We start from the raw sequence: 25,284 nt of genomic DNA on the forward strand, positions 1-25,284 counted from the left end.
CCGGCGTTCACTTCCGAGAGACGAGTGCGCTGATCAGGTTCTCGTCTTTGTGGAGCGTCTCGATCTGATTCGCCGGCCCGATCACCGTGAGTTTCTTCGTCGATTCTCGACCCATAATGCGATCGAGGATCGACTGGTTGGCGGTTTCCGCCCGAGGATACGTCTCGATTTCGATCCCGCTGAAGTCGTCCGGGCTGATCTCGGTCATCGTCACCTCGATGAGTTTCGACTCCTCGTCGGGTGACAGCCCCTCCTCGAGGATGACGATGTTCCCGTCCCGGACGCCGTCAAGGATGAGCCGGATCTTCTCCATCCCGGTTAATCCCTCCATTCGGGCGCCGCTTATCAGGTCGATCCTGACGCCGTTACCGTTGCCACCGTCGGTTCCGTTGGTCCCGTCCGGTTCCCCGGGAACGGGCTCCAGGTCGGTAGGTGTTGCTTCGGGCATCTGTATCACCCGAACTTCTCCGCGATCTTGTCGTACACTTCGTCCATGTTGCTTCCCTCCAGCGCCGACAGCGGTATCGTCTCGTGTTGCGGGAACGCGTTGGCGACGCGCTGTATCTGCGACTCCTCGAGGTCCGTCTTGTTCGCCAGGATGAGCACCGGCAGGTCCTGGGACTCGATGATCCCGACCAGCATGGTGTTCACCTGGGTGAAGGGGTCCTCCGTCGAGTCGAGAACGTATATGACACCGTCGACGTCTTCTCGAAGCCAGTGCATCGCCTCCGCCACCCCCTCGGTCGCCTCCCTGGAGCGTCGGACGGCGTCGTCTTTCTCCATGTCGTGGTCGAGGAACTCCTTGTAGTCGACCTTCGTGGTCACCCCGGGCGTGTCGACGATGTCGATCGTCACCGTTCGGCCGTTCCGTTCGATCTCGACACCTTCCTTGCGGCGTGCACGCCTCGTTTCGTGTGGAATGTGACTCTCCGGTCCGACTGCATCCCCCGTCCAGTCGCGAGCGATCCGGTTGGCGAGGGTCGTCTTGCCTGCGTTAGGCGGACCGTAAATGCCGATTCGTTTGGGCTCGGATGCCGAGAACAGTCGGTCCGCGGCCCGTGAAATGCTGTCTTTCAGGTTCGTTATCAGTCCCATCCGTGGCCTCCTGAAGTCCTCCGTTTCGGTCGATACGCGACCGTATACCGCATTCACGTCCCCGTGCGCACTTAAATCTGCGTCAGACACATATCCGGAATCACACGTTGTTTACTGACTGACTCGATCGCGAAAACGGGCGAGCTAACGTTCCATGATCTTTCGTTGCGTTCGTCCCCTCTAGCTTTTGTTTCTCCATTGCTTTCCGCCTCCCTCGCCCCTTCCCTTCGGCCCCCGCTCCTTCCCTTCGGCCCCCACTCCTTTCCTTCGGCCCTCACTCCTTTCCTTCGGCCCTCACTCCTTTCCTTCGGCCCTCACTCCTTCCCTCCGCCCCCCACCCCTTCGTTTCAGGTGGAACCCGAAAAGAGCGATAGAGTGAACACGAGAAACATTCAGGAGAGCTCCTTGTAGCTATCCATCGTTCTTACTTAACAACAATTAACCAGATGAAAAATAGTAAGAGAATAGTTTGCGGATATTGTTTTAGCTACAAAGTGTTAAAACTACTTGTTTATAATAGATAGTTCTGCCCCCCTACCCACGTGTTTCCGGTTCCACCTGAAACGAAGGGGTGGGGGGGTCCGATTGTTGGATGAATACTCCAACTGTTGGAGAAGGCGAGGATCGGCACGATCGAGAAACCGATTCTAGATTCGCGAACGCGGAGCCTGGAACCGTCGGCCCTTTTACCTCCGCTTTCGTCCTTCCGATATGGCTGGATCCGTCGTGCTCGTGATAGCTTCTACATTTTCCGTCGTTGTCACCGCTTTTTGGGTAATGTTACCAGCATATATTCCGAACAACGTCGCGGTCGTCGCCGGTGGCGGGCGACCGATCGACGGGGGTGCGACGTGGAACGGGAAACGCGTCCTCGGTGACGGAAAAACCTGGCGTGGCACCGCAGCCGGGACGATCGCGGGTGTTCTCCTTGCAATGGTTTTGAACCTCGTCGTCGAACCGATCGGCGTCGCGGTCGGTGTGGACCTTCCGAGCTTTCCGATCGCAGCGGCGTTCGGCCTGGCGCTGGGGGCGATGGTCGGAGACATCGGCGCTTCGTTCCTCAAACGTCGTACCGGACGCGAACGGGGGGCCGCCTTCCCGGGACTCGATCAGTTGGACTTTGTCGTCGGTGGACTCGTCCTTTCGGCGGTGTTCGCGAGCGACTGGTTTTTCGACACGTTCTCCGTCGCGATCGTTCTGGCAGTGCTTGTCATCACCCCGGTGCTTCACGTCGGGACCAACGTTTTCGCGTACCGCCTCGGACTGAAAGACGAGCCGTGGTAAATTTGGTAAATCGCTTGTTCGCCAACTACTGCAAGGTCGGCGGATCCGGCTCGTACCGGCTGTGGATCCGTTCGAAACAGCCAGGAAACGGGTGGTTTTTAATGCGAGGTGCCGTATCACTCCTCATATGTTCAAGGCCATCGTGAGCGCGTCCACGCTCCGGGACGCGCTCGACTCGGTGAGCGTGCTGGTCGACGAGTGCAAGATCCGGTTGAACGAGGACGAACTCTCCATCCGGGCGGTCGATCCCGCGAACGTGGGGATGGTCGATCTCACTCTCGAGGCAGCGGCCTTCGAGTCCTACGAGGCTGACGGGGGCGTCATCGGCGTCAACCTCAATCGTCTCGAGGACATCGCGAGCATGGCCGACAGCGACGATCTGGTTCACCTCGAACTCGACGAGGAGACCCGCAAGCTCCACATCCAGATGGATGGCCTCTCGTACACGCTCGCGCTCATCGACCCGGACGCGATCCGGCAGGAGCCCGACATCCCCGACCTGGATCTGCCGGCGGAAATCGTCCTGGAAGGAGCACAGCTCGATCGCGGGATCAAAGCCTCCGACATGGTCAGTGACCACATCCGGCTGCGGGTCGACGACAACACCGAGGCCTTTTACATCGAGGCGGAGGGGGATACCGACGACGTCGACTTCGAACTCACCACCGAGGACCTCATCGATCTCACTGTCGGTCCCGCTGACTCGCTGTTCTCGCTGGATTATCTCAAGGACATGAACAAGGCGATCCCGGGCGACGCGGAAGTCGTCGTCGAACTCGGCGAGGAGTTCCCGGTCAAACTCCACTACGAGTTCTCGGAGGGGCTCGGTCAGGTGACCTACATGCTTGCGCCCCGGATCCAGAGCGACTGACTCCCGAGACTGACTCCCGAGACTAACTCCGGAGTTTCTCGCTCAGAACCTTTACAGTCGAATTTTGCCCGCAGATTCCCGAAACTCCGGATCCCACAACTCCAGTTCGTCGACCTGCCACTCCACGTCGATCTCGCCGGCGGCCGACCGCAACCGATCGAGTTCCCGTTTGAGCCCCGGACCGCTCTGTCGACCGAACTCGTTCGTTCGGTTCCCGAACTCGTTCGACCGATTTTCCAGCCCGCGTGCAAGCGTCACGTGAGGGACGTACGCTTCGCCTTCGATCCCTTCGATCGCACCGAACGCCCGAACGAGCCGCCAGTGGAGACGAACCAGTGGTTCGCTTTCGACGGCGAGGTACACGACCGGTCCCGGACCCGCTGTCGGCTTTTCGAAGGCGTCGATACCCGTTATCTCCACCCGAAACGGATCGGTTCCGCGAACGAGCGGCCGGAGTTCCGATCGGAGCTCCGAGAGCGCGGCGTCCTTTTCAGGAGGACGGTGTGGATCGGAGAGAACGTCGACGCCGAGCCGCTTGCAGACGAGGGTACGCCGTTCCCGTATCCGATCGAATCGCGTCAGTTCCGGACGCAGATGGTCGACGAGGCGATCGACGGCGGGAGGTAACGGGACGTTGAGGCTGAACATCGAACGTGTCCATCTATTATCAGATCCGGTCGAGCAACCACAACACAATGAGTATGACGATCACCAGACCGATAACTGGGGTCAAAAGCCGGAAAAACGCCGTGGTGATCCGGAGTACCGCGCCCAGCACCTCGAGTACGAGCCACATGACGACCAGCCCCAGCACGATTTTCAGGAGGGTTTCGACTTCGATTGCGCTGCGGAGATCCATACGAACTCTCGTTTCGTCGGGGACAAAAAGACTGTGTCGGATTCACAACCACAATGAACACCGATCAACGACCGGGAAGTTGTCGCAGATGATAACGACTTTCTCCTCGGGGGTCACAATCACCGGTAGGCATGGACTGGCGGAACCGGTCGCTGGTGTTCGTTCTCGCAGTGAGCGTCGCACTCGTGGGGGCAGCGATCCTGTTTGCCGGTCCGGGGATCGCAGGTTCGGGAACTGCCACATTCGGCGATACCGATCCGGCCACCTTCGAGGACCCGTTCTTCCAGACGGACGACGCAGACGCCGACGACATCCTCCTCGAGGCTGACGTCGACGAGAACGGGGACGCGGTCTGGACCGTTGAGTACCGCTTCCTCCTGGCCGATGAGGAGAGCCAGACGGCCTTCGAGGAACTGGAAACGGAAATCGAGGAAAACGAGACGCCGTACGTCGACCGGTTCCGCGACCGGATGGAGTCGACCGTCGCCACCGCCGAGGAGTCAACCGGTCGAGAGATGTCGGTTTCGGACGTCACCGTGGAAACGTACAGACAGACGCTCGCTCGGGAGTATGGGGTAGTGGTGTATTCGTTTACCTGGGGTGGATTCGCCGCCGTCGAGGAGGACACGATCCTGGCAGGTGATGCGATCTCCGGACTGTTCCTCGACGGGGACAGCCGGTTCGTCCTCGCGTGGCCGGACGGTTACGAGGCCTCGGAGGTGAGGCCCGACCCGACGAGGTCGTCGTCGACGAGCGCGACCTGGGACGGCCCGTTCGATTTCTCGAGTGACGAACCGAGAGTGACGATCGTCCCGACACCGGCAGAGCCGACAGATCCGACGGAACCGACCGAACCCGGGGAGCCAACGGATCCTACTGATCCCGCGGAAACGCCGATCTCGAGTGCGGTCATCGCCGGAATATTTGCAATCGCGATCGTCGCCGTGGCGTTCGTCTATCTCCGCCGTCGCAGTGGGGTCGGCGACGCCGGAGCGGACGACCCGGGAGCCACCGCCACCACCGGCGAAGACTCGACCACCGGGGTTGCCGCCGGATCGGAGGACGGCAACGAGGACGACGCCGAACCCACACCGCCGGCCGAGGAACTGTTGAGCCCCGAGGAGCGAGTGTTGAAACTCGTTCGGGAGCACGGCGGCCGGATGAAACAGCAGGAGGTTGTCCGGGAAATGGACTGGACCGACGCCCGGACGAGCCAGGTCGTCGGCTCGCTTCGCGAGGACGGGAAACTCGAGAGCTTCCGTCTCGGTCGAGAGAACGTCCTCAAGCTACCGGACGAGGACGAGCAGAACGACCAGAACCGGCCCTGATCGGGGAAGACACTGGAGCTGATCGGGGAGCGCTGGTTCCGCACCGGAGAACGACGGTCTCGCCGGGGAAACGCCCAAGAGTGCGGGACTCGATGATCATGTATGAGTTTCCTTCGCAAGCTTGGGCGGATGAGTGCCACGGGCGCTCCCGACAGCCTCAAGCGCGCCGTGGCGTTCATCGGCGTCCTCGCGCTCGGATACGCCCTCCTCCTGGGTGACCTCCTCGTCGGGGTGGGGATCCTGTTCGTCCTGTTCGCGGCGATCACGCTGATGAGCGCCTTCGAAGTGGTCGAGGCGTACGAACGGCGGCCGCTCACCATTTTCGGGGAGTACCGCCGCGTGCTCGAACCGGGGCTCCACGTCATCCCGCCGTTCGTCTCCCGGACGTACCCGTTCGACATGCGGACTCAGACGCTCGACGTCCCCACACAGGAGGCGATCACACGGGACAACTCGCCGGTGACGGCCGACGCGGTCGTCTACATCAAGGTGATGGACGCCAAAAAGGCGTTCCTGGAGGTCGACGACTACAAACGTGCAGTCTCCAATCTCGCACAGACGACCCTCCGTGCGGTCATCGGGGACATGGAACTGGACGACACGCTCTCGCGCCGGGAGACCATCAACGCGAAGATCCGGACCGAACTGGACGAACCGACCGACGAGTGGGGGATCCGCGTCGAATCGGTCGAGGTTCGCGAGGTCAACCCCACTCGCGAGGTCCAGCGGGCGATGGAGGAACAGACCTCCGCCGAGCGCCGTCGCCGGGCGATGATCCTCGAAGCCCAGGGGGAACGCCGGTCGGCGATCGAACGCGCCGAGGGGGACAAACGCTCGAACATCATCCGGGCGCAGGGTGAAAAGCAGAGCCAGATCCTGGAAGCGCAGGGGGATGCGATCTCGACGGTGCTTCGTGCCCGATCCGCGGAAGCGATGGGCGAACGCGCAATCATCGAACGCGGCATGGAAACCCTCGAAGCGATCGGGGAAGGGGAGTCGACCACGTTCGTGTTGCCCCAGGAGCTGACCAGTCTCGTCGGTCGGTACGGCAAACAACTTTCGGGTGCAGACGTCCAGGAGATGCAGGCGCTCGACGCTCTCGAGTTCGACGAGGAGACAGAAGAGATGCTCGGGCTCGACGACATCGAGTCCGCACTCGAGGAACTGGAGTCCCTGGAGATCGAGGGGACGAGCGGTGACGTCCCGACTGCCGAGGGCGAGGCGCCCGTCGACGACGAAGAGATCATTCCGGAAGTCGATCGGTCCTGAGTTCGCCGAACCGAAACGACAGACGATTTTTTACTCGGGTTCGACGTCCTCGGTCGGGACGTCACCGGTCGGGACGACCTCCGGCGGCACGCCACGGTCGCGATCGTCCTCACCATCCACGTCGAATTCTCGTCGGAGTTCCGCAATCCGGTCGCGGATGTCCGCCGCCAGTTCGAACTCGAGGTTGTTTGCGGCCTCCTGCATCCGATCCTCGAGGAGTTCGATCCGGCGGGCGGCCTCCTCGGCGTCGTCGACGTCGTCGCCCGCCAGCCCACTCGTGTCGGTTTCGGACCCCGGCAGGTTGGTTTCGCCGACCGGCTTCTCGATCGTCGTCGGCTCGTGGCCGCGTTCCTCGTTGTATTCGCGCTGGATCCGTCGACGCCGCCTCGTTTCCTCGATCGCCGACTCCATTGCGTCGGTGGTCTCGTCGGCGTACAACACGACCTCGCCGTTGACGTTTCGGGCGGCACGTCCCATCGTCTGGACGAGCGTGGTCTCCGACCGGAGGAACCCCTCCTGGTCGGCGTCGAGGATCGCCACCAGCGACACCTCCGGGATGTCGAGCCCCTCCCGGAGTAGGTTGATCCCGACGAGCACGTCGATGTTCCCCATCCGGAGGTCGCGAACGATCTCGTGTCGCTCCAGCGTGTCCGTCTCGTCGTGCATGTACGCCACGTCGACGCCGGCCTCCTCCAGGTACTCCGTGAGGTCCTCGGCCATGCGCTTGGTCAGCGTCGTCACCAGGGTCCGTTCGCCCCGGCCGATCCGGTCGTCGATCCGTCCCATGAGGTCTTCGACCTGTCCGGTGGCGTCCTGGATTTCGATCGCCGGGTCGACCAGATACGTCGGCCGGACGATCTGTTCGACGACCTGTGCGGACTGTTCGCGTTCGTACTCGCCCGGCGTCGCGGAGACGTACAGGGTTTTTCTGGTCTTCTCCTCGAACTCCTCGAAGGTGAGTGGCCGGTTGTCGAACGCAGTGGGCAGCCGGAAGCCGTTCTCCACGAGCGACTCCTTGCGTGACTTGTCACCCTCGAACTGTCCCCGAATCTGCGGGAGCGTCTGGTGTGACTCGTCGACGACGGTGAGGAAGTCGTCCGGAAAGTAGTCCAAAAGCGTGTACGGTGGTTCCCCGGACTCCCGGTCCGACAGATGGACGGAGTAGTTCTCGATCCCCGAACAGTAGCCGGTCTCCCGGAGCATTTCCAGGTCGAACGTCGTGCGCTCGTCGATCCGCTGGGCGGCCACGAGGTTTCCCTGGCGTTCGAAGTACCGGACCCGGCGTTCCCGCAACTCCTCGATTTCTTCGATGGCCCGGTTCAACCGCTCTTCGGGGATCGAGTAGTGCTCGGCGGGGTGGATCAACGTCGCGGGCTCCCGGGACTCGACGGTCCCCTCCAGCGGATCGATCTTCGAGATCCGGTCGATCTCGTCGCCCCACAGTTCGATCCGGAGCGGATATCGGCCGTACATCGGGAACACCTCGACGGTGTCGCCCCGCACCCGGAAGGTGCCCTGCTGGAAGTCGACGTCGTTGCGCTCGTAGTTTCGATCCACCAGCGCCGCGAGCAGTTCGTCTCTCCCGATCTCCTCCCCCACTTCGATCTCCAGAGCCATCTCGCGGTAGTTCGCCGGGTCACCCAGCCCGTAGATCGCCGACACCGACGCCACGACGATCACGTCCTCGCGGGTCAAAAGCGACCGCGTCGCCGAGTGACGCAGCCGATCGATCTCCTCGTTGATCGACATCTCCTTGTCGATGTAAGTGTCGGTCTGCTCGACGTACGCCTCCGGCTGGTAGTAGGTGTAGTAGGAGACGAAGTACTCGACGGCGTTGTCCGGAAAGAGGTTCTTGAACTCCTCGTACAGCTGGGCGGCGAGCGTCTTGTTGTGTGCCAGCACCAGCGTCGGACGCTCCAGTTCCTCGACAACCCACGAGACAGTGTTGGTCTTCCCGGAGCCGGTGACGCCCAGGAGGGTCTGTTTTTCGGCCCCCTCTCGGTACCCCTCGACCAGTTTCTCGATCGCGTCGGGCTGGTCGCCGGCGGGATCGAAGGGGGCGTCGACACGGAACGGTCGGTCGACTTCGGGCCGGTCGGGTGACAGTGGGGTGTCTGCGTCGCTCACGGTCGATCAACGGGTCCCAGCTACTAAACGCCGACCGTTGTTAGTCGGCGGACACTGAGGCGTCGCTTTCGCTCCGCCGCTCGACGACGAACCGTTCGAACGGTTCGGAGTACTGCATCAGCGTCGTTCCGAGGATCGCCATCACCAGCACGTAACCGACGGCGAAGGCGTTGATGTCGGTCGCGAGCGCTTCCGGGAACGTCCCCGCCTCGGCCCCCGCAAGCGCGATCGTCGCGATGATCAGCGAGAACTCCCCGCGCGTGGTCATCCCGAGGGCGACGCGCGTGCTCCGACGATCGTCGAGATCGTACGCCTTGCCGCCGAGGAAACCGGAGACGAGCTTCGTCGGGGTCGTGACGATCACCGCCGCGACGATGAGGCCTGCGACTCCCGCGAACAACAGCGGATCGGTGATCAGCCCGATCCAGAAGAAGAAGACGGCGGCGAAGGTGTCCCGAATCGGCTCCAGCAGGTTTTCGATCTCGTGGACGTGCCCAGTCGCCGAAAAGGCCATGCCCACGAAGAACGCGGCGACCGCCTCGCTCACGCCGAGTGCGAGCGCTGCCCCCGCGATGAGGACGGTCACGCCGATCACCCGGAGCACGACGAACTCGTTGGAATCTGTCTCGAGAACGCGGGCGAAGTAGCTGGTGCCGAAGTAGACTGCAAGTAGCAACAGCAGGATAAAGCCCATCGCGATCCCGATCGAGACTGCCGCATCGCCGAACCCGTCGCCGCCGAGGACGATCGCCGATGCGACGGCGAGATACACAGCGATCACGAGGTCCTCGTACACCAGCGTGCCGAGCATCGGCGCGCTCTCGTCGTTTGCGATCCATCCGAGGTCAATCAGCGACTTGGTGATGATCGCCGACGAGGAGATGTAGACGATCCCCGCGGCCAGAAACGCCGCGAGTGGATCGCGAAAGAGCGCGTATCCCAGGAGCAGCCCGACGCCGAAGTTGATCACGAGATCGATCGTCCCGGCAGTGCCGATCTCCTGTTTGCTCTCCATGAGTCGGTCCAGATTGAACTCGAGCCCGAGGAAAAACAGCAGGAAGACGATACCTAACTCCGCGCCGATCTCGACGAATACCGTTTCTTCGACGAACGGCATGCCGAGCCGACCCAGCACGTACGGCGACAACAGCATCCCGGAGACGATGTAGAAGGGGATCACTGACTGGCCCAAGCGCGTCGCGACGAACCCGGCGAGCGCAACGGCCGCAAACAGGACGCCGACCTCGAGGAGCAACAGTTCACTGGCCATTCGAGATCACTTCCTCACGTCGGTCACGCTTCACCGTCCCGATCGGCGTCGACGCTGTCGACGTCGGCGTCTCGTCCCCCACCGGTCAAAAGCTCCTCGAACGCCTCACAGTCGTCGCGGCTCCCGATGACGACCAGCGTGTCACCCGATTTGATCTCGTCGTCCGACGTCGGACTCCCGATCGTCTCGCCGCCCCGTTCGATCGCGATCACGGACACGCCGGTTCGCTGGCCGATGTCGGCCGCCTCGAGGGTCTTCCCGACGAGCGGGGAGTGTTCGTCGACCGCGAACCACTCCAGAAGCGTGTCACCACCGAGGGCTGTTTCGACGCTTTCCGACTGGATCGGCTGGAAGTACGCCCCCTCCAGAACAGTACCGACGATCCGAGCCAGCCTGTCGGACAGTTCGAACAGTTTCTCGGAGTCGGCGTCCTCGTCGGGTCTGCGGAACACTTCCCGCTTTCCGGTGTTGTGAGTGACGATCACGAGCCGCGATCCGTCGGTGAGATCGATCTCGTGTTTCTTGCCCACGCCGGGGAGATCGCTCTCGTAAATTTCCATACCGGACATACTGGCGTCCGATACATAATTGTGGGCAAAAGTCGTCTCCGTTGGTCGCCTCAAAACGGGAACGCAAACTCCACGGGGATTCCGGTCGCGAAATACACCAGTGTGATCCCCAGACATGCGGCGGGCGGAATCGTGAGATTGTCGTCGATCACGTAGCCGGCGACGACCGGTGTCGCACCGTCTGCAACCGTCGAACCCAGCGCCCCGACCGCCGCCGCGAGCGCTCCGACGGCGACGCCCGCGGTCGACACCGTAAACGGCGCGGCGAGCAGGAAACAGAAGCCGAACGTCGCCGCCAGCACGTCGGGGGCCTTCCAGCCGCCGACTTCGCCGGAGCCCAGCATTCCGGAGAACGGGTCCCCCAGCGCGAGCATGAGCATACCGGGGACGGCGATCGACGGGACGAAGACGAACCCCACCGCAGCCATGCTCACCATGTACAGCGCGTAGCCGGCGACGCTGTCGTCCTCGTAGGGACGGGTCAGCTTCCGGTACACCCAGTGGTCGAGCCCGACGACCAGCCGCAGATACTCGAGGACGAGTGCGACCGCGAGCGCGACTGCAAGCAGCAGCTGAACGATCCACCATGGCGCGCCCAACAGCCACAGCGCCGGCAGCCCGGCACCGGTCGCGTGAACCGCACGCCTCCCGAGTTCGAGGCTCACGGTCGATCAAGTTCGAGAGACGTCCGTTTCGACGCTCTCGTAGGCGTTCTCGAGATCGACGAACGTCCGTCCACCGGTCGACAGCGCCGACAGCTCCGCCGCGAGGGCGTCGACCGGAAGTCGCACTTGTGCGGCGGTGTCGCGCTCCCGGAGCGTGACCGTCTCTTTTCCGTCCCCTTCGATCCCGTCGCGGTCGACGGTCACGCAAAACGGGGTTCCGATCTCGTCCTGACGGCGGTATCGGCGACCGATCGATCCGGAGTCGTCGGTCGTCACCGACAGTCCCTCGGCCCTGAGTTCGGCGGAAACTTCCGCCGACAGCGACGTCAGCCGGTCGTCGTTCGACACCAGCGGAAAGACGGCCACGTCCGTCGGAGCGAGCTCGGGTTCGAGCGCCAGATACGTCCGCGATTCGCCGTCGACTGCGTCCTCGCGGTAGGCGTGCTCCAGTACGGTGTAGACGATCCGCCCGACTCCGAAGGAGGGTTCGATGACGTGGGGACGTACGTGTTCGCCCGCTTCTGTCACCGTTTCGACCTCGAAGTTCGCGACGTCGGTGTCGACGGTGTACTCCTCGCCGTCGACCTCGACGGTGACTTCCTCGGAGTCGAACGCCGATGGATCGCGCCCGGCAAGCGATTCGAGGGCTGTGGCAACCTCGCCGGCATCACCGCCGAACTCGGGACCGAGCACGCTCATGTCCGGATCGACGGTCGCCCGTTCGACGGTCTTCGGTTCGTCGTACTGTCTGAAGACCGTGAACGCCTCCCCGGAGTGCTCCTCGTGTTTCCGGAGGTCGTAGTCGGACCGGGTGGAGAAGCCGGCGATCTCGATCCAGTTGCCGGCGAGTTCGGCCTCGGCGTCCCAGCAGTCGGCCGCGTAGTGGGCGCGTTCGCCGGGGAGATGCTGCCTGAAGCGGAGCCGATCGAGATCGACGCCGATCCGCCGGAACCACCGCTTCGCGAGGCCGAGGTAGTAGCCGACCCAGGCGGATTCGACCGTCCCGTCCTCGATCGCGTCACCGACTGTCACGTCGACGTAGTCGCCGTCCTCGGCCTGCTGTTCGTCGACCGGATACAGCGTCAGTTCCACGTCTGCGACCTCCCCGATCGGGGGGTCGTCGCGCTCGGGATCGACGAACTTCTCGAGTTCGGCCTGGGTGAACTCCCGGACCCGGATGATCCCGCGGCGCGGCGAGATCTCGTTGCGGTACGCCGGCCCGATCTGGGTGACGCCGAACGGGAGCTGGTTGCGGGCGTACTCTTTCAGCCGGGGGAACTCGACGAAGATCCCCTGGGCGGTCTCGGGGCGGAGATACCCCGACTGGCCCGACCCGGGACCGATCGTCGTCTCGAACATCAGGTTGAACTCCTCGACGGGTTCGCCGGCGAGTTCGGCTCCACAGGTCGGACACGCGAGGTCGTGTTCGCGGATCAGCTCCTCGACTTCCGCAACCGGAAGCGACTCGGCCTCCTCGATGTCGGTCGCGTCCTCGATCAGGTGATCCGCGCGGTGGGACTCCCCGCAGGTCGCACACTCTACGAGCATGTCGTCGAAGCCGTCGAGGTGCCCCGACGCCTCGAAGACGGCCTCGGGCATCACTGTCGGCGCCTCGATCTCGCTGTTGCCCTGTCGGAGGGTAAACCGGTCGCGCCAGGCGTCCTCGAGGTTCCGCTTGAGCGCTGCGCCCTGCGGTCCGAAGGTGTAAAATCCGGCCGTGCCGCCGTAGACGCCGTTGGATCCGAAGAAAAAGCCACGCCGTTTTGCGAGTTCGGAAAGCTCCCGATCGGTCATAGGGCCTCCAGCAGGTCGACGTCTCGCACGATGCCGACGAGTTCGCCGCCGCTGACGAGCGGGATCTGTTCGATCTCGTTCGTGATCATCTCCTGAGCCGCTTCGCGTGCGGTCCGGCGCTTGCTCACGGTGACGAGCTCCTCGCTCATGAACTCCGAGACCGGCGCGGTCGGGATCTCGACGTTCCGGGTCGGGAGATAGCGGTTCCCGGTTCCCTTGATCCCCTCCCAGGCGTAGTCGGCGTCCTGGTCGGCGAAGCTGTTGCCGGTGCTTTCCTCGCCCTCGACGACGCGGGCGACCTCGAGGATGTCGACCTCGGTGACGATCCCGGCCATCTTCCCGTGTTCGTCGAGACAGACTGCATACGGAACGCGCGCGAGACCGAGCTCCCGCTCGATGGTCGGCAGCGGCGTCCCGACGTAGGCGGCGTTGACCTCCCGGGTTGCGAGGTCGCCACACGGGGTGTTGCCGTTCTCGTGGCCGCGGGCGATCGCACGGATCACGTCGGTGACGGTGACGATCCCCTTCAGCCCGAGGCTGTCGGCCTCGACGACGGGGAGCCGGCGGGCTCCCTTCTCCAGCATCACTCTTGCGGCCTCGACCAGCGTGTCCGTCGGCGTCACCGTCGGCACCTCCCGCATCAACAGCGCGAGCTGGTCCTCCTCGGGTTTGGAGATGAGGTCGTCCCGCGAGACGATCCCCCGGTACACCTCCTCGTCGCCGTCCCGCTTCACGACGGGCACCGACGAGAAACCGTGCTCCTGGATGTACGCGAGTGCGTCGTCGCGGGTCCCCGGCAGCTCGACGACGACGAGCTGCGACCGTGGCGTCATGGCGTCTTCGACGTTCATGGGGTCCCCTATTGCGTCGTACCTCTTGTATACTGCGAAGGACTTCTCCGAGTGATCCTCCGAAATATCCCTCGTTGTGGGGCCGAACATCGAACAAATCTCAAACGCTCTTCGAATTCAAAACACGATCGTGTGTCGGATTTCGTCGTTTCTTCCTGTCGTTTCGACGAGTTTAAATACGCGAGTGTGCTGGTTTCAACCATGACACGGGACCCCACGCCACGGGACGATTCGCAGGTGATGGCCTCCGTCGACGAGAGCGCTTCGCGCCCGTCACTCGTCATCGCGGACATCTCCACGGAGGAGGCGTGGCTTTCGGTCCGACAGTCGGACGCGGCGGTTCTCGAGGAGTGGTGTTGAGTCGGTAGCCGGTCGCTCCCCCGTTCTCGCGGCCGGCGCGAGAACGGACGCTTTTTGTTCGGCGACGGTGGCGTACCCGTATGAGCGACGCGGACGCCGTCGACAACGTGCTCTTCGTCGTGCTCGACACGGTACGGGCGGATCACCTGACGCCGTACGGGTACGACCGCGAAACGACGCCGACCCTGGAGCGGTTCGCCGCGGAGTCGACCGTGTTCGAGGGGGCGGTCGCGCCCGCACCGTGGACGCTTCCGGTTCACGCCTCCCTTTTCACCGGACTGTACCCCCACCAGCACGGCGCCGATCAGGAGACTCCGTACCTCGAGAGTGAACGGACGCTCGCGGAGACGCTTTCGACGGCGGGCTACGACACCGCCTGTTACTCCTCGAACGCGTGGATCACACCGTACACGCGGCTCACTGACGGTTTCGACGACCGAGACAACTTCTTTCAGGCGATGCCGGGTGACTTCCTGTCGGGGCCGCTGGCGCGTGCCTGGAAGCGACTCAACGACGACGACCGGCTCCGATCCGTCGCGAACCGACTCGTCGCGTTCGGCAACACGATCCACGAGTACCTGGCGTCCGGCGGGGGATCCGACTCCAAGACGCCGCGGGCGATCGATCGCGCACGGGAGTTCATCGAGAGCGCGGAGGCCGACTCGTCTGCCGGGGACCCGGGTTGGTTCGTCTTCTGTAATCTGATGGACGCACATCTGCCGTACCACCCCCCCGAGGAGTACGCCGAGCGGTTCGCGTCCGGCATCGACTCGACGTCAGTGTGCCAGAATTCGAAGGAGTACAACGCCGGCGCACGGAAGATCGATGACGAGGAATGGGAGGCGATCCGCGGGCTGTACGACGCCGAAATCGCTCACATGGACGCCGAACTCGGCCGGCTGTTCGACTGGCTCCGGGAGACCGATCGGTGGGACGACACAGCGGTCGTCGTCTGTGCGGATCATGGCGAACTCCACGGCGAACACGATCTCTACGGCCACGAGTTCGGGCTGTACGACCCACTGATCAACGTGCCACTGCTAGTGAAACATCCCGAAGTGGGGGCAGGTCGACGCGAGGACCTCGTCGAACTGCTGGATCTGTATCACACGGTTCTGGACGCGCTGGGGCTCGACCCGGAAAATGCCGATTCCCCCGGCGTCGACGAGGCAGACTCTCCCAGTAGTGGGGACGGTGTCCCGCTGGACCCGACGCGGTCGCTCCTGTCGGAGGAGTACCGGGCGTTCGACGGAGTCGACGCGCCCGATCCCGGACAGTCGGCGGTGCTCGAGCGTCGGCGGGACGGCGACGACGCCGACTACGCGTTCGTCGAGTACGCCCAGCCGGTCGTCGAACTCACCCAACTCGAGAACAAGGCGAACGCCGCCGGGATCACGCTCGACCGGAACTCCCGGTTTTACGCCCGGATGCGCGCCGCGCGGTCGACCGACGCGAAGTACGTCCGGGCCGACCGGATCCCCGACGAGGCGTACCGCATCGACCGGGATCCGGGAGAAACGCGGAACCTGGCGGGATCCGACTCCGAGTCGATCGCCGACGTCGAGGCGGCGCTCGCGTCGTTCGAGGAGGCGGCGGGCGGTCGGTGGACGGCCGAGAACGCCGACGATCCGTCGAGTGTCGGGGAGTCGGGCGTCGAGGAGATGGACGAAACGGCCCAGGAGCGGCTTCGGGATCTCGGCTATCTCGAGTGATCGGACCGCCTGGACGGGGGTCAGTCACCGGAGGTCGCGTTCGGCTTCCCACGCCCGAACGAGCCCCGCCAGAGTCCGGTTGATCGGGACGTCGATACCGTGGGCTTTCCCCCGGTCACAGACGACGCCGTTGATCGCGTCGATCTCGGTCCGGTTGCCCCGATCGACGTCCTGCCGCATCGAGGAGTGGTTCGCGGCGGTGGCGTCGGCGACTGCTTCGACTGCGTCGGCGGCCGCGCTCTCGGAGAGGGATACGCCATCAGTGCGGGCGACTTGGGCGGTCTCCCGGGCGGCCTCGCGGGAGAGATCGCCGGCAGGACCATCCACGAGTTCCCCGTTTCTCACGCGCGCCAGAGCGGTGGGCGCGTTGATCCCGGCATTGATCGCGAGCTTTTTCCACCGGCGATGCGGCATGTCGGTCGCGATCTCGACCTCGATGCCGGCGGCGTCGAACGCCTCGCCGGCCCGGTCTGCCCACGGATCCGCACCGCCGCCGTAGGCGCCGATCGCGATCGTCCCTTCGCCGGTACACTCCACGTGGCCTGGTTCCCGGAGGCGCGCACCGTACGTCGCCGTCCCCGAGAGGATCGTCGGCGGCGTGCCCTCGCGTCCTTCGCCGGCGTCGATGTTCTCTCCGGCCAGGCGAGACGCGAGAACCTCCTCGGTGAGGCCGTTCTGGAGCGAGCAAACCGCACCGTAGGAACCCGTCGCGAGCGCGTCGGCCGCGGTCTCGGTGTCGTACGCCTTCACGGTGACGACCGCGAGATCGGCACGCAGCTCGGTTCCGTCGGTCGTCGCGTCCGGGGTCGTGTGGGCGTCGACGGCGCCGGTGATCGACAGTCCCTCCTCGCGGACCGCGGCGACGTGTGGGTCCCGCCCCACCAGCGTGACGTCGTGGGCCCGGGCGAGGAGGCCTCCCACGAGGCTTCCGAGGCTGCCGGCGCCGAACACGAGGATCTCCATACCGGTGCTGCTTCGCCCGACGGCAAAAAACGATCGCGTCCGATCGTCCCCCGATGATCCCCCGATCGGCTTAGTCCTCCGCCCAGTAGTACAGTTCCTCTTTCGGCGCCTCACACGACGGACACGAGTCGGGAAGGTCACCTTCGATCTTCCCCATCTCGCCGCACTCCCAGCAGCGCCACATCACGTACGCCTTCCCGAAGATGTCCCGTGCCTCCGACAGTGGGACCGTTCCGGTCTCCTCGCGTGCGAGCACGTAAAAGCCGGCGTCGTCCAGTCCACGGACGGTTCCGAGTCCGTTTCCGTCGCCGTCGTATATTTCCTCGCCGATCTCGACGTTCGCGAGCCGGTCTTCGGTATCCTGTGACATGGTAACAACTCTGTTCCGAACCGGGTTAAAACGTGGTGCAACCTCAGACAGCTGTTGGCCCCTCCTCGCCGGTTCGGATCTGGACGGCACCGTCGACGGGGAGCACGAACACCTTTCCATCCCCGGGTTCTCCGGTCGAGGCGGCTTCGTGGATCGCGGTCACGACGTCGTCGACGGGGGCGTCCGCGACGACACACTCGATTTTGACCTTCTCGTGGAGGTCGACGGTGTACTCTTCGCCGCGCCACTGGCCCGTCTTCGCCGGCTGCGATCCCCGACCCGAGACCCGAGTCACCGTAAGCGAGGGGGCGCCGGCCTCCGCGAGCGCGTACTTCACGTCCGCAAGTTTGTTCGGCCGAACAATCGCCATCACGAGCTTGATGCCGTCGTCGGAGCTTCCGTCCGCGGCGGTCCCGCCGTCGGTTCTGACTTCCGTGGCGTCGGTGGAGCGAGCCCGCACCGCCCGACCACCGTCGGCCGCGAGGTCGGGTTTGCCGAACTCCGGGTAGGTGTCGACGCCGTGTTCGGAGACGTCGAGGCCCTCGCGTTCGTGCGCCGGCGAGACCCGCGCTTGACCGACCGCCCTGAACGCGCCGAAGACGGCCGCGGTCGCGCCGACGGTCCACCCCGCGATCACGGCGACGCCGACGACCTGCGAGACCAGCAGGCTCGTCGAAAAGCCGCCGACGTGAACGAACGGCAGCGCGAGCACGCCGAGCGCGCCTGCGGAGCCGTGGACCGGAAACACCGCACAGACGTCGTCGATTTTCATCCGGTCGGTGACGATCTCGAAGACGAACGGGAGCTGGAGCCCCGCAAGCAGCGCCACGAGCATCGCGCCCCACCAGGTGACGACGTCTGCGATGCCGGTGACGGCCACCAGCCCCGCGAGCAGGCCGTTCGCGACGTACAGGGTGTCGACTTTCCCGGTGAGGTACAGCGCCGCGATGGACGCGCCGATGGCGCCCATCGCCATCCCGACGGTCGTCGCGAGCGCGACCCGTCCCACCACCGCGTAGCCGTCGAGGACGAGTTCGCCTCCCTCGACTGCGAACACGGTGGCGGTGGTGCCGACGTTGAAGCCGTACCAGCCGAACGCCAGGATCAGCGTTCCCAGCACCGCAAACGTCATCGAGTGGCCCGGAACCACGTTCGTCGAGCCGTCCTCGGCGTAGCGGTCCAGACGCGGGCCGATCACGTACGCGGCGGTGAGCCCGGCGATGCCCCCCATCCCGTGGACGATCATGCCGCCGGCGAAGTCGTGAAACCCGAGCGCGTCGAGGAACCCGCCCGCCCAGGTGAAGCCGACCACGACCGGGTAGATAATCGCTGCCAGAAGCAGCGTGTACCCGACGTACGCCCGGAGCCTGGCGCGCCCGGCGACGGCCCCGGAGACGATCGTGGCAGCGGTCATCGCGAAGACTGCTCCGAACAGCCACTCGTTGATCCACGCGCCGTCGGCTGCGGTCATCACGGCCGTGAGGTCGCCGGCACTGTAGGACCCCCCGCCGGTGAGCCCGCCGGCGATCGCTTCGATCCCGAACCCCACGAAGAAGTAGGCGACGATGCCGACGCTCCAGGTGAGCAGGTTCTTCGTGAGCTGGTTGGCCACGTTCTTCGCGCGCACCTGACCGGATTCCAGCATGGCGAACCCGGCGTGCATGAAGAAGATCAAAAAGCAGGCGAGCGCGACCCACAGCAGATTGACTCCGTCGGCCAGCACCGTGGGGTCGACGGTCACGAGTATCCCTCACTTATAACCAAATATTCAGTGTGTTTGTCCATGCTATTCTCGAATAGTTGTTCGATCATCGTCCGAATCACGGTTTCCCGTCCGGAATCGGATGTATATAAACGCTCGGTACACGAACGGAACTTTTCACCGTAATAATACTACGAACGTCATATATAAGGACGTATCCAATATATATAAGGAAATATTCCGCAGCGGTATTTGGCAATTGTTGCAGTAAAAGTGGACGTACGTCGAGTGCTTCTCGGCTGATTTCGGGGGAATCGCTCGCGCGCATCTCGCCCTCGCCTGCTCTTATAACAGTAAATTAATAGTTGGTGTCGAACAGTAACCCCCTAAAAACCGGTATTCAAGCGCTAATTTACAAACACTGGTGAAATATAACATTTTAATCAATAAGATATAACATCTCTGGCTGCTTGTGGATTGTTATCATGTCGAACCCAGGTGCGGAGACGTTCGAAGAGATCCCGTTCCCCGAGCTCGTGCGGAAGTCGGCGCTGGCGATCGCGCAAGGGCAGACGGCGCTGGACCTCAATTCAGTGCGGACCGCCCAGACGCTCGCGGACATGAAACTCGACGCGGGTTCGGTGGTGTTGAGCATCATCGAGGAACTGGATCAGGACGGCAACGTGGTCGATTTCGAGACGGTGACGAACGACACCGAGCTCTCCCTGCTCGCGTATGGGATCACGCCGACGTTTTACGAGTTCTCGGAGACGGAGATCGATATGCGGTTCTGGGTTCGGTGGTACGACCACACCCGGGAGGTCGACCGGACGTCGACGTACGAACAGTCGATGCGGTCGAGTTACGAGGAGTCTGAAAAGAAGTTCGGCGGGGGTGGCGGCGCCGCACTGGATCTGGGGATCTTCAAGATCGGCGGACGGGCGGGTGGAAGCACCCAGAGCGCCTCGGGGGAGCGCGAGACGGAGATCGCGGTCAAACGCCACAGCGAGTACCACAGCAAGGTGTACGGCCTCGACGCGAGCGCTTCATGCCGACTCAAGACCCGGCTCGTTCCCAAGGAAGCGCCGGATCGGGCCGTTCCGACGATCGTTCGGCAGTCGGCGTCGGAGTGATCTCGATCCATGGATCAGTGGCTCTCTAGACCGCTGGGGGAGGTCGTGGAAGGCGTCTCCAGGGCGGTTGCGGACGGACAACTCGCGCTCGACGATCACTCGATCGAGGCCACGAGAGCTATCGAGGAGGCCGAGGGGCTGGAGGGGGCGGTCGATCCACCGTGGTTCCGGTTCACGGAGGTCGAGGCGGACGTTACGGTCGCGCTTTCGATACACGGCCGGGAGCTTCGAGACCGACACCGACGTCGACGCGTCGAAAGGGGCGAGACCGGCGAGGATCAGGAGCCCGACCGCAAGCGCGGTTACCGGGAGTTCCTCGCGGCGGCGCCGTACGGGCCACACCTCACCTCGCGATACGGCTACGACGTGAACGCCACGAGTCGGGTCCGGTTCCGGATCGCTCCGGTGCCGCCGACGGACGAACGGTGAGGTCGTGGCGATCATGAACGGGAGCGACAGGAACGACGCATGACCGACCTCGAAACGCTCATCCGGGAGCGGTATCCCTCGGTCGACGTCGGGAAGCTGGACACGCGCGAACAGTACGAACTGGCCGGTGCAGTCCGGAACCAGCATCGCCTCGTGGAGTCGATCCAGGACCGCCTGGTCGACGTCGAAATCGAACGGGACATGCTGTCGACGAAGGTCGATCGTCTCGAGAAGCTCCGTCACGAGGCCGAGACCGAACGGGATCGACTCCGCGAGCGGATCGAGGAGTTGACGGCGGACGTTCTCACGGTCGAACCCGACAGGGTCGTTACGGCGTTCGCCAACTCGATCGGCGACTTCGAGGAGCTGGAACGGGCGGGCTATGCGATTTCGAACCTGGAGGTGGATCTCAAGGCCAGCCTCGTCCAGCGGGACGACGGGATGGCGCTACACCTGCCGCGGCTCGCGGAGGAGTACAGCGCCGACTCGCTGAGCACGATCCGGTTCGGGGTTCGGCCGACCCCGCCACAACGGGATCTCGATCTGGTCCGCGTCCCCCGCGTCGTCGGGCGGTCGAACGAGGCTGCCCGGCAGCTCCTCGCGGAGGTTGATCTGTCCGTCGGTCGGGTCGATTCGGAGCCGGGCGATCCGGGCGGGCTGGTCGTCGATCAGTTCCCGAAGCCGGGCGACCTCGCGGAACCAGGGGCAGACGTCGACGTGGTCGTTACCGAGGCGACGACTGTCGACGTTCCTTCCTGTCTCGGTCTACGACTGCCGGAAGCGAGAACCGCGCTTGCGGAGGCTGGGCTGTCGGTCGGGGAAATCGAACGGACCCCCGCCGACGCCCCTGTCGGGACCGTGGTCGAGCAGGACCCGCCGCCCACGGACGACACAGACCGCGGCACTGTCGTCGATCTCGTCCTCGCAGAATCTGTGGAGGAGCGAGAGGCGGAAGAGCGGGAGGAGCGAGAGGCGGAAGAGCGGGAGGAGCGAGAGGCGGAAGAGCGGGAAGGAGAACTCGGCGAACGCGGCGAACCGGTTCGGACGGTCCCGGGTATCGGTCCGACCTACGCCGAGCGCCTCCAGCGGGAGGGAATCGAAACCGTTCGGGAGCTCGTCCGGCTCGAACCGACACGCGTCGCTGCGATCACGGATGCGGGGGATGGTCGCGTTCGGCGCTGGTTCGACGAACTCGACGCCGTAAACGAGGATGGGCGTGAAGACGACGGACGTGGAGACGATGGACGTTGAGTACCCGGACGACGGAACGGAACGGACGTACGTGGTCGCCTTCGATCCCGCGAGTTCTCCGGACGACATCCGAGGGACGATCACGGCGATCGTCGGCGAGGAGGGAGCCGTTCTCCTGACCGCCGGCAACGGTATGGTCGTCCGGTCGTCCCGGGACCTCACCGCGTTCCGTGAACGTCCCGCCGTTTTGCACGTCGGTGAAGTCAGTGTGTCGCCCATCGAACCGATCCGCAAGCGTCGGCCCAGACGGGACTGATACTCGCGGGGATGAAGTGGGAGTAGCCTACAGAGAGAGTTCTTCGACGCTGGCGCCGTCGTCCCGCTCGCGGAACACCTGCCCTTCGAAGAGCGTCACCATCGCGTCGTCGTGTTGCCACACCTTCGGCGGGAGTCCGGCCTTCCGGGCGACGCGGTCGAGATACTCCTCGGCGCTCCAGCCGTGTTTCACTGGCAGCGTCGGGAACAGCCAGCCGTGGTTTTCGCCCCGATCGATGGCTGCCCCGTGGGAACCCAGTTCGATGTCGGCGAGGGGGTCGTCCGTAAGCACAGTCGTGCAGACGACACACACCGACACGCGAAGGTTGTCGAGCTCCTTCGAGCCGACCTCGGAGCCGGCGGAGTCACCCGAAGCCGCCTTGATCGCCGCCTCGACGATGGCGTGACCGAGCTGGTCGCCGGTTTTGTACGCGCCGGCACAGCCGCGGAGGCGGCCGCGTCCCCTGGTGGACTCCAGCCTGACGAACGCACCGGTACGCTGGTAGAACGCCTCGCGCATGCTCCCCGGTTGTTCCCGTTGGCCGTGAAGAACGAACGATTCGACGGCTTCACGCGCCAGTTCGACCGCCCGGGCCCCGTCCTCGTAGGATAGCCGAACGGCCTGCGCCTCTGACATACCCATTCACATGATCGGACACGACTTCAACTTTCCCTTCATTATAGACGGTTGAGATAGAGGGTCCCTACTGTCGGTTAGACGGTTGGTAACCGAACTCTTAATCGCATGTGGGACGTACGTTCCCCTGGCAGAGGGAGCCCGACCCCCGTGGCCGGCGACGCCGGCCATGAGGAAAGTCCCCCCACCGGCCGGACGGGCGACCGGGCGCAAGCCCGGAGTCGGAGACGGCTGGCTCTGGAACAGAAACGACACCCCCCGATCCGACCGATGAGGTGCGTCGACCGCGAACGCGGTCGACGGCGTCCGCGGTCCGCCGTGGACGGGCGAACCGACCCGCGAGGGAAGGGAGTTAACCCACCGAGGGCTGCGGGGCCTCACGTGCTCCGATGCGAGCGGGGTTACCCGCGAGCCGACGATCGGGAACGGATGGAACGGCGAATCCTCGCCGGTGCAAGCCCGCACCACCCGGCGGCCTCGCCGCCGGACAGGTAGTCCGGCCACGGCGCGGGCGCTCAGCCGAATGTCGGGACGAACAGAAGGGGGCTTACTCCCCTCAGCCGCTTTTCATTTCAACCACGAACGTCGAAACGGGACGGCTCAGCCGCCGGATTCGGTGCCGTCGAAAGCGACACCGCAACCGTGATCGCCAGCCCCAGCACCATCAACCCGAGCGCGACGTCCCAGCCACCGTACGTCCGGGCGAACAGCGGTATCTCGCTCCCGAGTAGTGTGACCGTCCGGGCCGGGACGAGGACGTGCGTGACGTAGACGGTCTGCGGCACGAGGATCCCCGCGATCATTCCGGCACCGGTCGTCCGGTCCCAATACAGCGCCGCGAGCACCGGGAGCGTCAGGAGCGCGAACCCGGAGAAAGCGGTGTCGCCAACTTCGATGAGGGTTCCCGGCCGCGTGAGGCTAGCGAAGAACGCCGCGGTCGCGAAGACGGCAACGCCGATCCGGCCGAGCCACGCCTCCCGTCGCTCGCTCACCTCGTGGTCCACCAGCGGCCGGTACACGTCCCGCGTGAAGTACGACGACCCGGACAGCAGCATCGAGTCGGAAGAGGACATCATCGCCGCGATCGCGCCCGCGATCACGAGTGCCGCGAACCACTCCGGGGTGAACTCGTTGAGGACGACCGGGACCACGTTCGCCCCCTCGGGGACCGCAACGCCCAGTCCGGCCGCCCACGTGCCCAGCATGAACGCCGGAACGAACAACAGGAGCACGAGCACCGGCCACAGCGTGAACGACCGCTTGAGGACGCGGTCGCTCTCGGCGACGAAGAACCGTTGGTTGATCTGGGGAAACATGGTGACGCCGAACGCGATCGTCACTGCCGTCGAGATGATAAACTGTGGAGTGTACACCCCCCCGCCCAGCGCGAGGAACTCCGGATGGGAGGCGGCGACGGCGTCGGTCGCCGCCCCCAGGCCGCCGGCCGCAGACAGCACCCACAGCACGGCGATCCACACCATCGACAGCATGAACAGCCCCTGGAGCGTGTCGGTCCAGGCGACGCCGCGGAGTCCCGCCAGGATCACGTACAGGATCATAAACGCGGTGATCAGCGCCGCCCCACCCCAGTACGGTACTGCGCCGTCAGTGAGCCCCACAAGCGCCTCGCCGGCCCCCATCTGCTGGAGCATCACGTACGGGAACAGCCAGAAGAGGCTGACGCCGGCGACGGTCGCTCGCAGGCGCCGGGAGCCGAACCGGTCCCCGAGCATCTCCCCCAGCGTGACGTAGTCGTGGCGTTGCCCGACGAGCCACTGTTTGTAGCCGACGAGATACCACAGGATCGCGAAGATGACGCCGTCCATCACGCCCATCACGAGGATCCACTCCGGCCCGGCCGCGTACGCGAGGTTCGGGCCGCCGAAGAAGGTAAACGCCGAAAGCAGCGTCGCGAACGTGGTAAAAAGCAACACCAGCGTTCCAAGCGACCGCGAGGCGAGGAAGTAGTCCTCGGCGGTCGCCTCCGAGACCCAGTAGGCGAGCAGGCCGATCCCGAGCGCTACGAACAGGTAGCCGACGACGATCGCGAACTGCAGTCCCCCGCCGATCACGGCGTCTCACCGTTCGAGTCCGGATCGATTCCCATCTCGCGATCCCACGCACGCCTGGTGAACGCGTAAAAGACGATCGCCGCAAGCATCATCCAGCCGATGTGCCACCACAGCCAGATCGGCAGTCCCGCGACGACGGTCGCGTTGCCCCACAGGAACCACGGCACCGAAAAGACGACGAGCAGCAGGAACGCGAGGGCCCACAGGACGGTTTCGGTTCGGGGCATCGGTCAGTTGTTAGAACCCGTGGCCGTCCAGGTAGTTGTCCGTTTCCCTTCAGCCGTCGCCCGGTTCGACCGGCGAAATATCAGCGCTGAGACCGCGACGACAGGTATATGCGGCGACCGTTCGTATGATAGCTCCGGTGACACTGCAATCGTGTGGCCCGGCCGATCTGGTCGGGTGTGTCGTGGGAATT

The 25,284-nt window shown here is 64.3% G+C and carries 26 protein-coding genes and 1 other RNA gene; 11 read left to right on the forward strand and 16 right to left on the reverse strand.

The window, feature by feature from the left end:
- Positions 1 to 7: 7 nt before the first annotated feature.
- Positions 8 to 331, reverse strand: a complete 324-nt coding sequence (locus RH858_RS06340; protein WP_259536482.1) for a DUF2073 domain-containing protein — start codon at positions 329 to 331, stop codon at positions 8 to 10.
- Positions 332 to 453: 122 nt separating this feature from the next.
- Positions 454 to 1,095: a GTP-binding protein gene (locus tag RH858_RS06345; RefSeq protein WP_259534441.1), complete on the reverse strand. Its 642-nt coding sequence runs from the start codon at positions 1,093 to 1,095 to the stop codon at positions 454 to 456.
- Positions 1,096 to 1,806: 711 nt separating this feature from the next.
- Here RH858_RS06345 and RH858_RS06350 point away from each other — a divergent pair.
- Together RH858_RS06350 and RH858_RS06355 are read left to right on the forward strand one after the other, a co-directional pair.
- Positions 1,807 to 2,379 carry a CDP-2,3-bis-(O-geranylgeranyl)-sn-glycerol synthase gene (locus tag RH858_RS06350; RefSeq protein WP_259534440.1) on the forward strand — a complete coding sequence of 191 codons (573 nt, stop codon included), beginning with the start codon at positions 1,807 to 1,809 and terminating at the stop codon, positions 2,377 to 2,379.
- A 127-nt stretch (positions 2,380 to 2,506) separates the two neighbouring features.
- Positions 2,507 to 3,250 (forward strand): DNA polymerase sliding clamp, encoded by a 744-nt coding sequence (locus RH858_RS06355; protein ID WP_259534439.1) that lies wholly within the window; start codon positions 2,507 to 2,509, stop codon positions 3,248 to 3,250.
- Between the two features lie 51 nt (positions 3,251 to 3,301).
- On the opposite strand, the gene RH858_RS06360 is transcribed toward RH858_RS06355, so the two are convergent.
- Both RH858_RS06360 and RH858_RS06365 read right to left on the reverse strand, forming a co-directional pair.
- On the reverse strand, positions 3,302 to 3,898 hold the full coding sequence (locus RH858_RS06360) for a 2'-5' RNA ligase family protein (RefSeq protein WP_259534438.1): 597 nt from the start codon (positions 3,896 to 3,898) through the stop codon (positions 3,302 to 3,304).
- A gap of 19 nt (positions 3,899 to 3,917) precedes the next feature.
- Positions 3,918 to 4,109 (reverse strand): hypothetical protein, encoded by a 192-nt coding sequence (locus RH858_RS06365; RefSeq protein ID WP_310561366.1) that lies wholly within the window; start codon positions 4,107 to 4,109, stop codon positions 3,918 to 3,920.
- Between the two features lie 131 nt (positions 4,110 to 4,240).
- Between RH858_RS06365 and RH858_RS06370 the strand changes: the two genes are divergently transcribed.
- A complete protein-coding gene (locus RH858_RS06370; RefSeq protein ID WP_259536537.1) occupies positions 4,241 to 5,437 on the forward strand; it encodes a hypothetical protein in 1,197 nt (398 codons plus the stop codon).
- A gap of 177 nt (positions 5,438 to 5,614) precedes the next feature.
- Complete coding sequence (locus tag RH858_RS06375) at positions 5,615 to 6,706, forward strand: SPFH domain-containing protein (protein WP_259536481.1); 1,092 nt, start codon at positions 5,615 to 5,617, stop codon at positions 6,704 to 6,706.
- Between the two features lie 30 nt (positions 6,707 to 6,736).
- Here RH858_RS06375 and uvrB read toward each other — a convergent pair whose 3' ends face one another.
- The 6 genes from uvrB to RH858_RS06405 are packed head-to-tail and all read right to left on the reverse strand — an operon-like array spanning position 6,737 to position 13,982.
- Positions 6,737 to 8,833 (reverse strand): excinuclease ABC subunit UvrB, encoded by a 2,097-nt coding sequence (gene uvrB / locus RH858_RS06380; RefSeq protein ID WP_310561367.1) that lies wholly within the window; start codon positions 8,831 to 8,833, stop codon positions 6,737 to 6,739.
- 40 nt (positions 8,834 to 8,873) lie between these two features.
- Positions 8,874 to 10,091: a cation:proton antiporter gene (locus RH858_RS06385; RefSeq protein ID WP_310561405.1), complete on the reverse strand. Its 1,218-nt coding sequence runs from the start codon at positions 10,089 to 10,091 to the stop codon at positions 8,874 to 8,876.
- 35 nt (positions 10,092 to 10,126) lie between these two features.
- Positions 10,127 to 10,663 (reverse strand): TrkA C-terminal domain-containing protein, encoded by a 537-nt coding sequence (locus tag RH858_RS06390; protein WP_310561368.1) that lies wholly within the window; start codon positions 10,661 to 10,663, stop codon positions 10,127 to 10,129.
- Between the two features lie 59 nt (positions 10,664 to 10,722).
- Entirely contained in the window at positions 10,723 to 11,337 is a 615-nt protein-coding gene (locus RH858_RS06395) for a dolichol kinase (protein WP_310561369.1), read from the reverse strand.
- A 6-nt stretch (positions 11,338 to 11,343) separates the two neighbouring features.
- Positions 11,344 to 13,131 (reverse strand): glycine--tRNA ligase, encoded by a 1,788-nt coding sequence (glyS, locus tag RH858_RS06400; protein ID WP_310561370.1) that lies wholly within the window; start codon positions 13,129 to 13,131, stop codon positions 11,344 to 11,346.
- Positions 13,128 to 13,982 (reverse strand): CBS domain-containing protein, encoded by an 855-nt coding sequence (locus RH858_RS06405; protein WP_310561371.1) that lies wholly within the window; start codon positions 13,980 to 13,982, stop codon positions 13,128 to 13,130. Before RH858_RS06405 ends, glyS begins: the two co-directional genes overlap by 4 nt.
- Before the next feature lie 201 nt (positions 13,983 to 14,183).
- Between RH858_RS06405 and RH858_RS06410 the strand changes: the two genes are divergently transcribed.
- Together RH858_RS06410 and RH858_RS06415 are read left to right on the forward strand one after the other, a co-directional pair.
- Entirely contained in the window at positions 14,184 to 14,342 is a 159-nt protein-coding gene (locus RH858_RS06410) for a hypothetical protein (RefSeq protein WP_193588482.1), read from the forward strand.
- Positions 14,343 to 14,422: 80 nt separating this feature from the next.
- Positions 14,423 to 16,054, forward strand: a complete 1,632-nt coding sequence (locus RH858_RS06415) for a sulfatase (RefSeq protein WP_310561372.1) — start codon at positions 14,423 to 14,425, stop codon at positions 16,052 to 16,054.
- 24 nt (positions 16,055 to 16,078) lie between these two features.
- On the opposite strand, the gene RH858_RS06420 is transcribed toward RH858_RS06415, so the two are convergent.
- The 3 genes from RH858_RS06420 to RH858_RS06430 form a co-directional block, all read right to left on the reverse strand.
- Complete coding sequence (locus tag RH858_RS06420) at positions 16,079 to 17,017, reverse strand: ketopantoate reductase family protein (RefSeq protein WP_310561373.1); 939 nt, start codon at positions 17,015 to 17,017, stop codon at positions 16,079 to 16,081.
- A 70-nt stretch (positions 17,018 to 17,087) separates the two neighbouring features.
- The gene (locus RH858_RS06425) at positions 17,088 to 17,387 is read right to left on the reverse strand and encodes a hypothetical protein (protein WP_259534430.1); all 300 of its coding nucleotides are present in this window, start codon (positions 17,385 to 17,387) and stop codon (positions 17,088 to 17,090) included.
- A 43-nt stretch (positions 17,388 to 17,430) separates the two neighbouring features.
- Positions 17,431 to 19,134 carry an ammonium transporter gene (locus tag RH858_RS06430; RefSeq protein ID WP_310561406.1) on the reverse strand — a complete coding sequence of 568 codons (1,704 nt, stop codon included), beginning with the start codon at positions 19,132 to 19,134 and terminating at the stop codon, positions 17,431 to 17,433.
- Positions 19,135 to 19,574: 440 nt separating this feature from the next.
- Here RH858_RS06430 and RH858_RS06435 point away from each other — a divergent pair, with 440 nt between their 5' ends.
- Genes RH858_RS06435 through RH858_RS06450 form a run of 4 tightly spaced genes read left to right on the forward strand, consistent with a single transcriptional unit; the run spans position 19,575 to position 22,158 of the window.
- On the forward strand, positions 19,575 to 20,222 hold the full coding sequence (locus RH858_RS06435; RefSeq protein WP_310561374.1) for a hypothetical protein: 648 nt from the start codon (positions 19,575 to 19,577) through the stop codon (positions 20,220 to 20,222).
- 9 nt (positions 20,223 to 20,231) lie between these two features.
- Positions 20,232 to 20,651 carry a hypothetical protein gene (locus tag RH858_RS06440; protein ID WP_310561375.1) on the forward strand — a complete coding sequence of 140 codons (420 nt, stop codon included), beginning with the start codon at positions 20,232 to 20,234 and terminating at the stop codon, positions 20,649 to 20,651.
- 39 nt (positions 20,652 to 20,690) lie between these two features.
- Complete coding sequence (locus RH858_RS06445) at positions 20,691 to 21,902, forward strand: PASTA domain-containing protein (RefSeq protein WP_310561376.1); 1,212 nt, start codon at positions 20,691 to 20,693, stop codon at positions 21,900 to 21,902.
- The gene (locus RH858_RS06450; RefSeq protein WP_259534426.1) at positions 21,892 to 22,158 is read left to right on the forward strand and encodes a hypothetical protein; all 267 of its coding nucleotides are present in this window, start codon (positions 21,892 to 21,894) and stop codon (positions 22,156 to 22,158) included. Before RH858_RS06445 ends, RH858_RS06450 begins: the two co-directional genes overlap by 11 nt.
- A gap of 27 nt (positions 22,159 to 22,185) precedes the next feature.
- Here the strand turns inward: RH858_RS06450 and RH858_RS06455 are convergent, their stop codons facing one another.
- Positions 22,186 to 22,794 carry a TIGR00296 family protein gene (locus RH858_RS06455; RefSeq protein ID WP_310561377.1) on the reverse strand — a complete coding sequence of 203 codons (609 nt, stop codon included), beginning with the start codon at positions 22,792 to 22,794 and terminating at the stop codon, positions 22,186 to 22,188.
- Between the two features lie 129 nt (positions 22,795 to 22,923).
- On the opposite strand from RH858_RS06455, the gene rnpB reads away from it, so the two are divergent.
- An RNA gene (gene rnpB / locus RH858_RS06460) (RNase P RNA component) lies at positions 22,924 to 23,356 on the forward strand.
- A 10-nt stretch (positions 23,357 to 23,366) separates the two neighbouring features.
- Here the strand turns inward: rnpB and RH858_RS06465 are convergent.
- Both RH858_RS06465 and RH858_RS06470 read right to left on the reverse strand, forming a co-directional pair.
- Positions 23,367 to 24,863 carry a sodium:solute symporter family protein gene (locus RH858_RS06465; RefSeq protein ID WP_259536477.1) on the reverse strand — a complete coding sequence of 499 codons (1,497 nt, stop codon included), beginning with the start codon at positions 24,861 to 24,863 and terminating at the stop codon, positions 23,367 to 23,369.
- A complete protein-coding gene (locus RH858_RS06470) occupies positions 24,863 to 25,093 on the reverse strand; it encodes a DUF3311 domain-containing protein (RefSeq protein WP_259534424.1) in 231 nt (76 codons plus the stop codon). Before RH858_RS06470 ends, RH858_RS06465 begins: the two co-directional genes overlap by 1 nt.
- Positions 25,094 to 25,284 lie beyond the last annotated feature (191 nt).

The sequence above is a fragment of the Halalkaliarchaeum sp. AArc-GB genome (assembly GCF_031432225.1).
GTDB lineage: Archaea > Halobacteriota > Halobacteria > Halobacteriales > Haloferacaceae > Halalkaliarchaeum.

Coding starts and splice junctions, on each gene's coding strand:
- RH858_RS06340 (WP_259536482.1), bottom strand. CDS start 331: ATGGAGGGATTAACCGGGATGGAGAAGATCCGGCTCATCCTTGACGGC.
- RH858_RS06345 (WP_259534441.1), bottom strand. CDS start 1,095: ATGGGACTGATAACGAACCTGAAAGACAGCATTTCACGGGCCGCGGAC.
- RH858_RS06350 (WP_259534440.1), top strand. CDS start 1,807: ATGGCTGGATCCGTCGTGCTCGTGATAGCTTCTACATTTTCCGTCGTT.
- RH858_RS06355 (WP_259534439.1), top strand. CDS start 2,507: ATGTTCAAGGCCATCGTGAGCGCGTCCACGCTCCGGGACGCGCTCGAC.
- RH858_RS06360 (WP_259534438.1), bottom strand. CDS start 3,898: ATGTTCAGCCTCAACGTCCCGTTACCTCCCGCCGTCGATCGCCTCGTC.
- RH858_RS06365 (WP_310561366.1), bottom strand. CDS start 4,109: ATGGATCTCCGCAGCGCAATCGAAGTCGAAACCCTCCTGAAAATCGTG.
- RH858_RS06370 (WP_259536537.1), top strand. CDS start 4,241: ATGGACTGGCGGAACCGGTCGCTGGTGTTCGTTCTCGCAGTGAGCGTC.
- RH858_RS06390 (WP_310561368.1), bottom strand. CDS start 10,663: ATGGAAATTTACGAGAGCGATCTCCCCGGCGTGGGCAAGAAACACGAG.
- glyS (WP_310561370.1), bottom strand. CDS start 13,131: ATGACCGATCGGGAGCTTTCCGAACTCGCAAAACGGCGTGGCTTTTTC.
- RH858_RS06405 (WP_310561371.1), bottom strand. CDS start 13,982: ATGAACGTCGAAGACGCCATGACGCCACGGTCGCAGCTCGTCGTCGTC.
- RH858_RS06410 (WP_193588482.1), top strand. CDS start 14,184: ATGACACGGGACCCCACGCCACGGGACGATTCGCAGGTGATGGCCTCC.
- RH858_RS06415 (WP_310561372.1), top strand. CDS start 14,423: ATGAGCGACGCGGACGCCGTCGACAACGTGCTCTTCGTCGTGCTCGAC.
- RH858_RS06420 (WP_310561373.1), bottom strand. CDS start 17,017: ATGGAGATCCTCGTGTTCGGCGCCGGCAGCCTCGGAAGCCTCGTGGGA.
- RH858_RS06425 (WP_259534430.1), bottom strand. CDS start 17,387: ATGTCACAGGATACCGAAGACCGGCTCGCGAACGTCGAGATCGGCGAG.
- RH858_RS06435 (WP_310561374.1), top strand. CDS start 19,575: ATGTCGAACCCAGGTGCGGAGACGTTCGAAGAGATCCCGTTCCCCGAG.
- RH858_RS06440 (WP_310561375.1), top strand. CDS start 20,232: ATGGATCAGTGGCTCTCTAGACCGCTGGGGGAGGTCGTGGAAGGCGTC.
- RH858_RS06445 (WP_310561376.1), top strand. CDS start 20,691: ATGACCGACCTCGAAACGCTCATCCGGGAGCGGTATCCCTCGGTCGAC.
- RH858_RS06450 (WP_259534426.1), top strand. CDS start 21,892: ATGGACGTTGAGTACCCGGACGACGGAACGGAACGGACGTACGTGGTC.
- RH858_RS06455 (WP_310561377.1), bottom strand. CDS start 22,794: ATGTCAGAGGCGCAGGCCGTTCGGCTATCCTACGAGGACGGGGCCCGG.
- RH858_RS06470 (WP_259534424.1), bottom strand. CDS start 25,093: ATGCCCCGAACCGAAACCGTCCTGTGGGCCCTCGCGTTCCTGCTGCTC.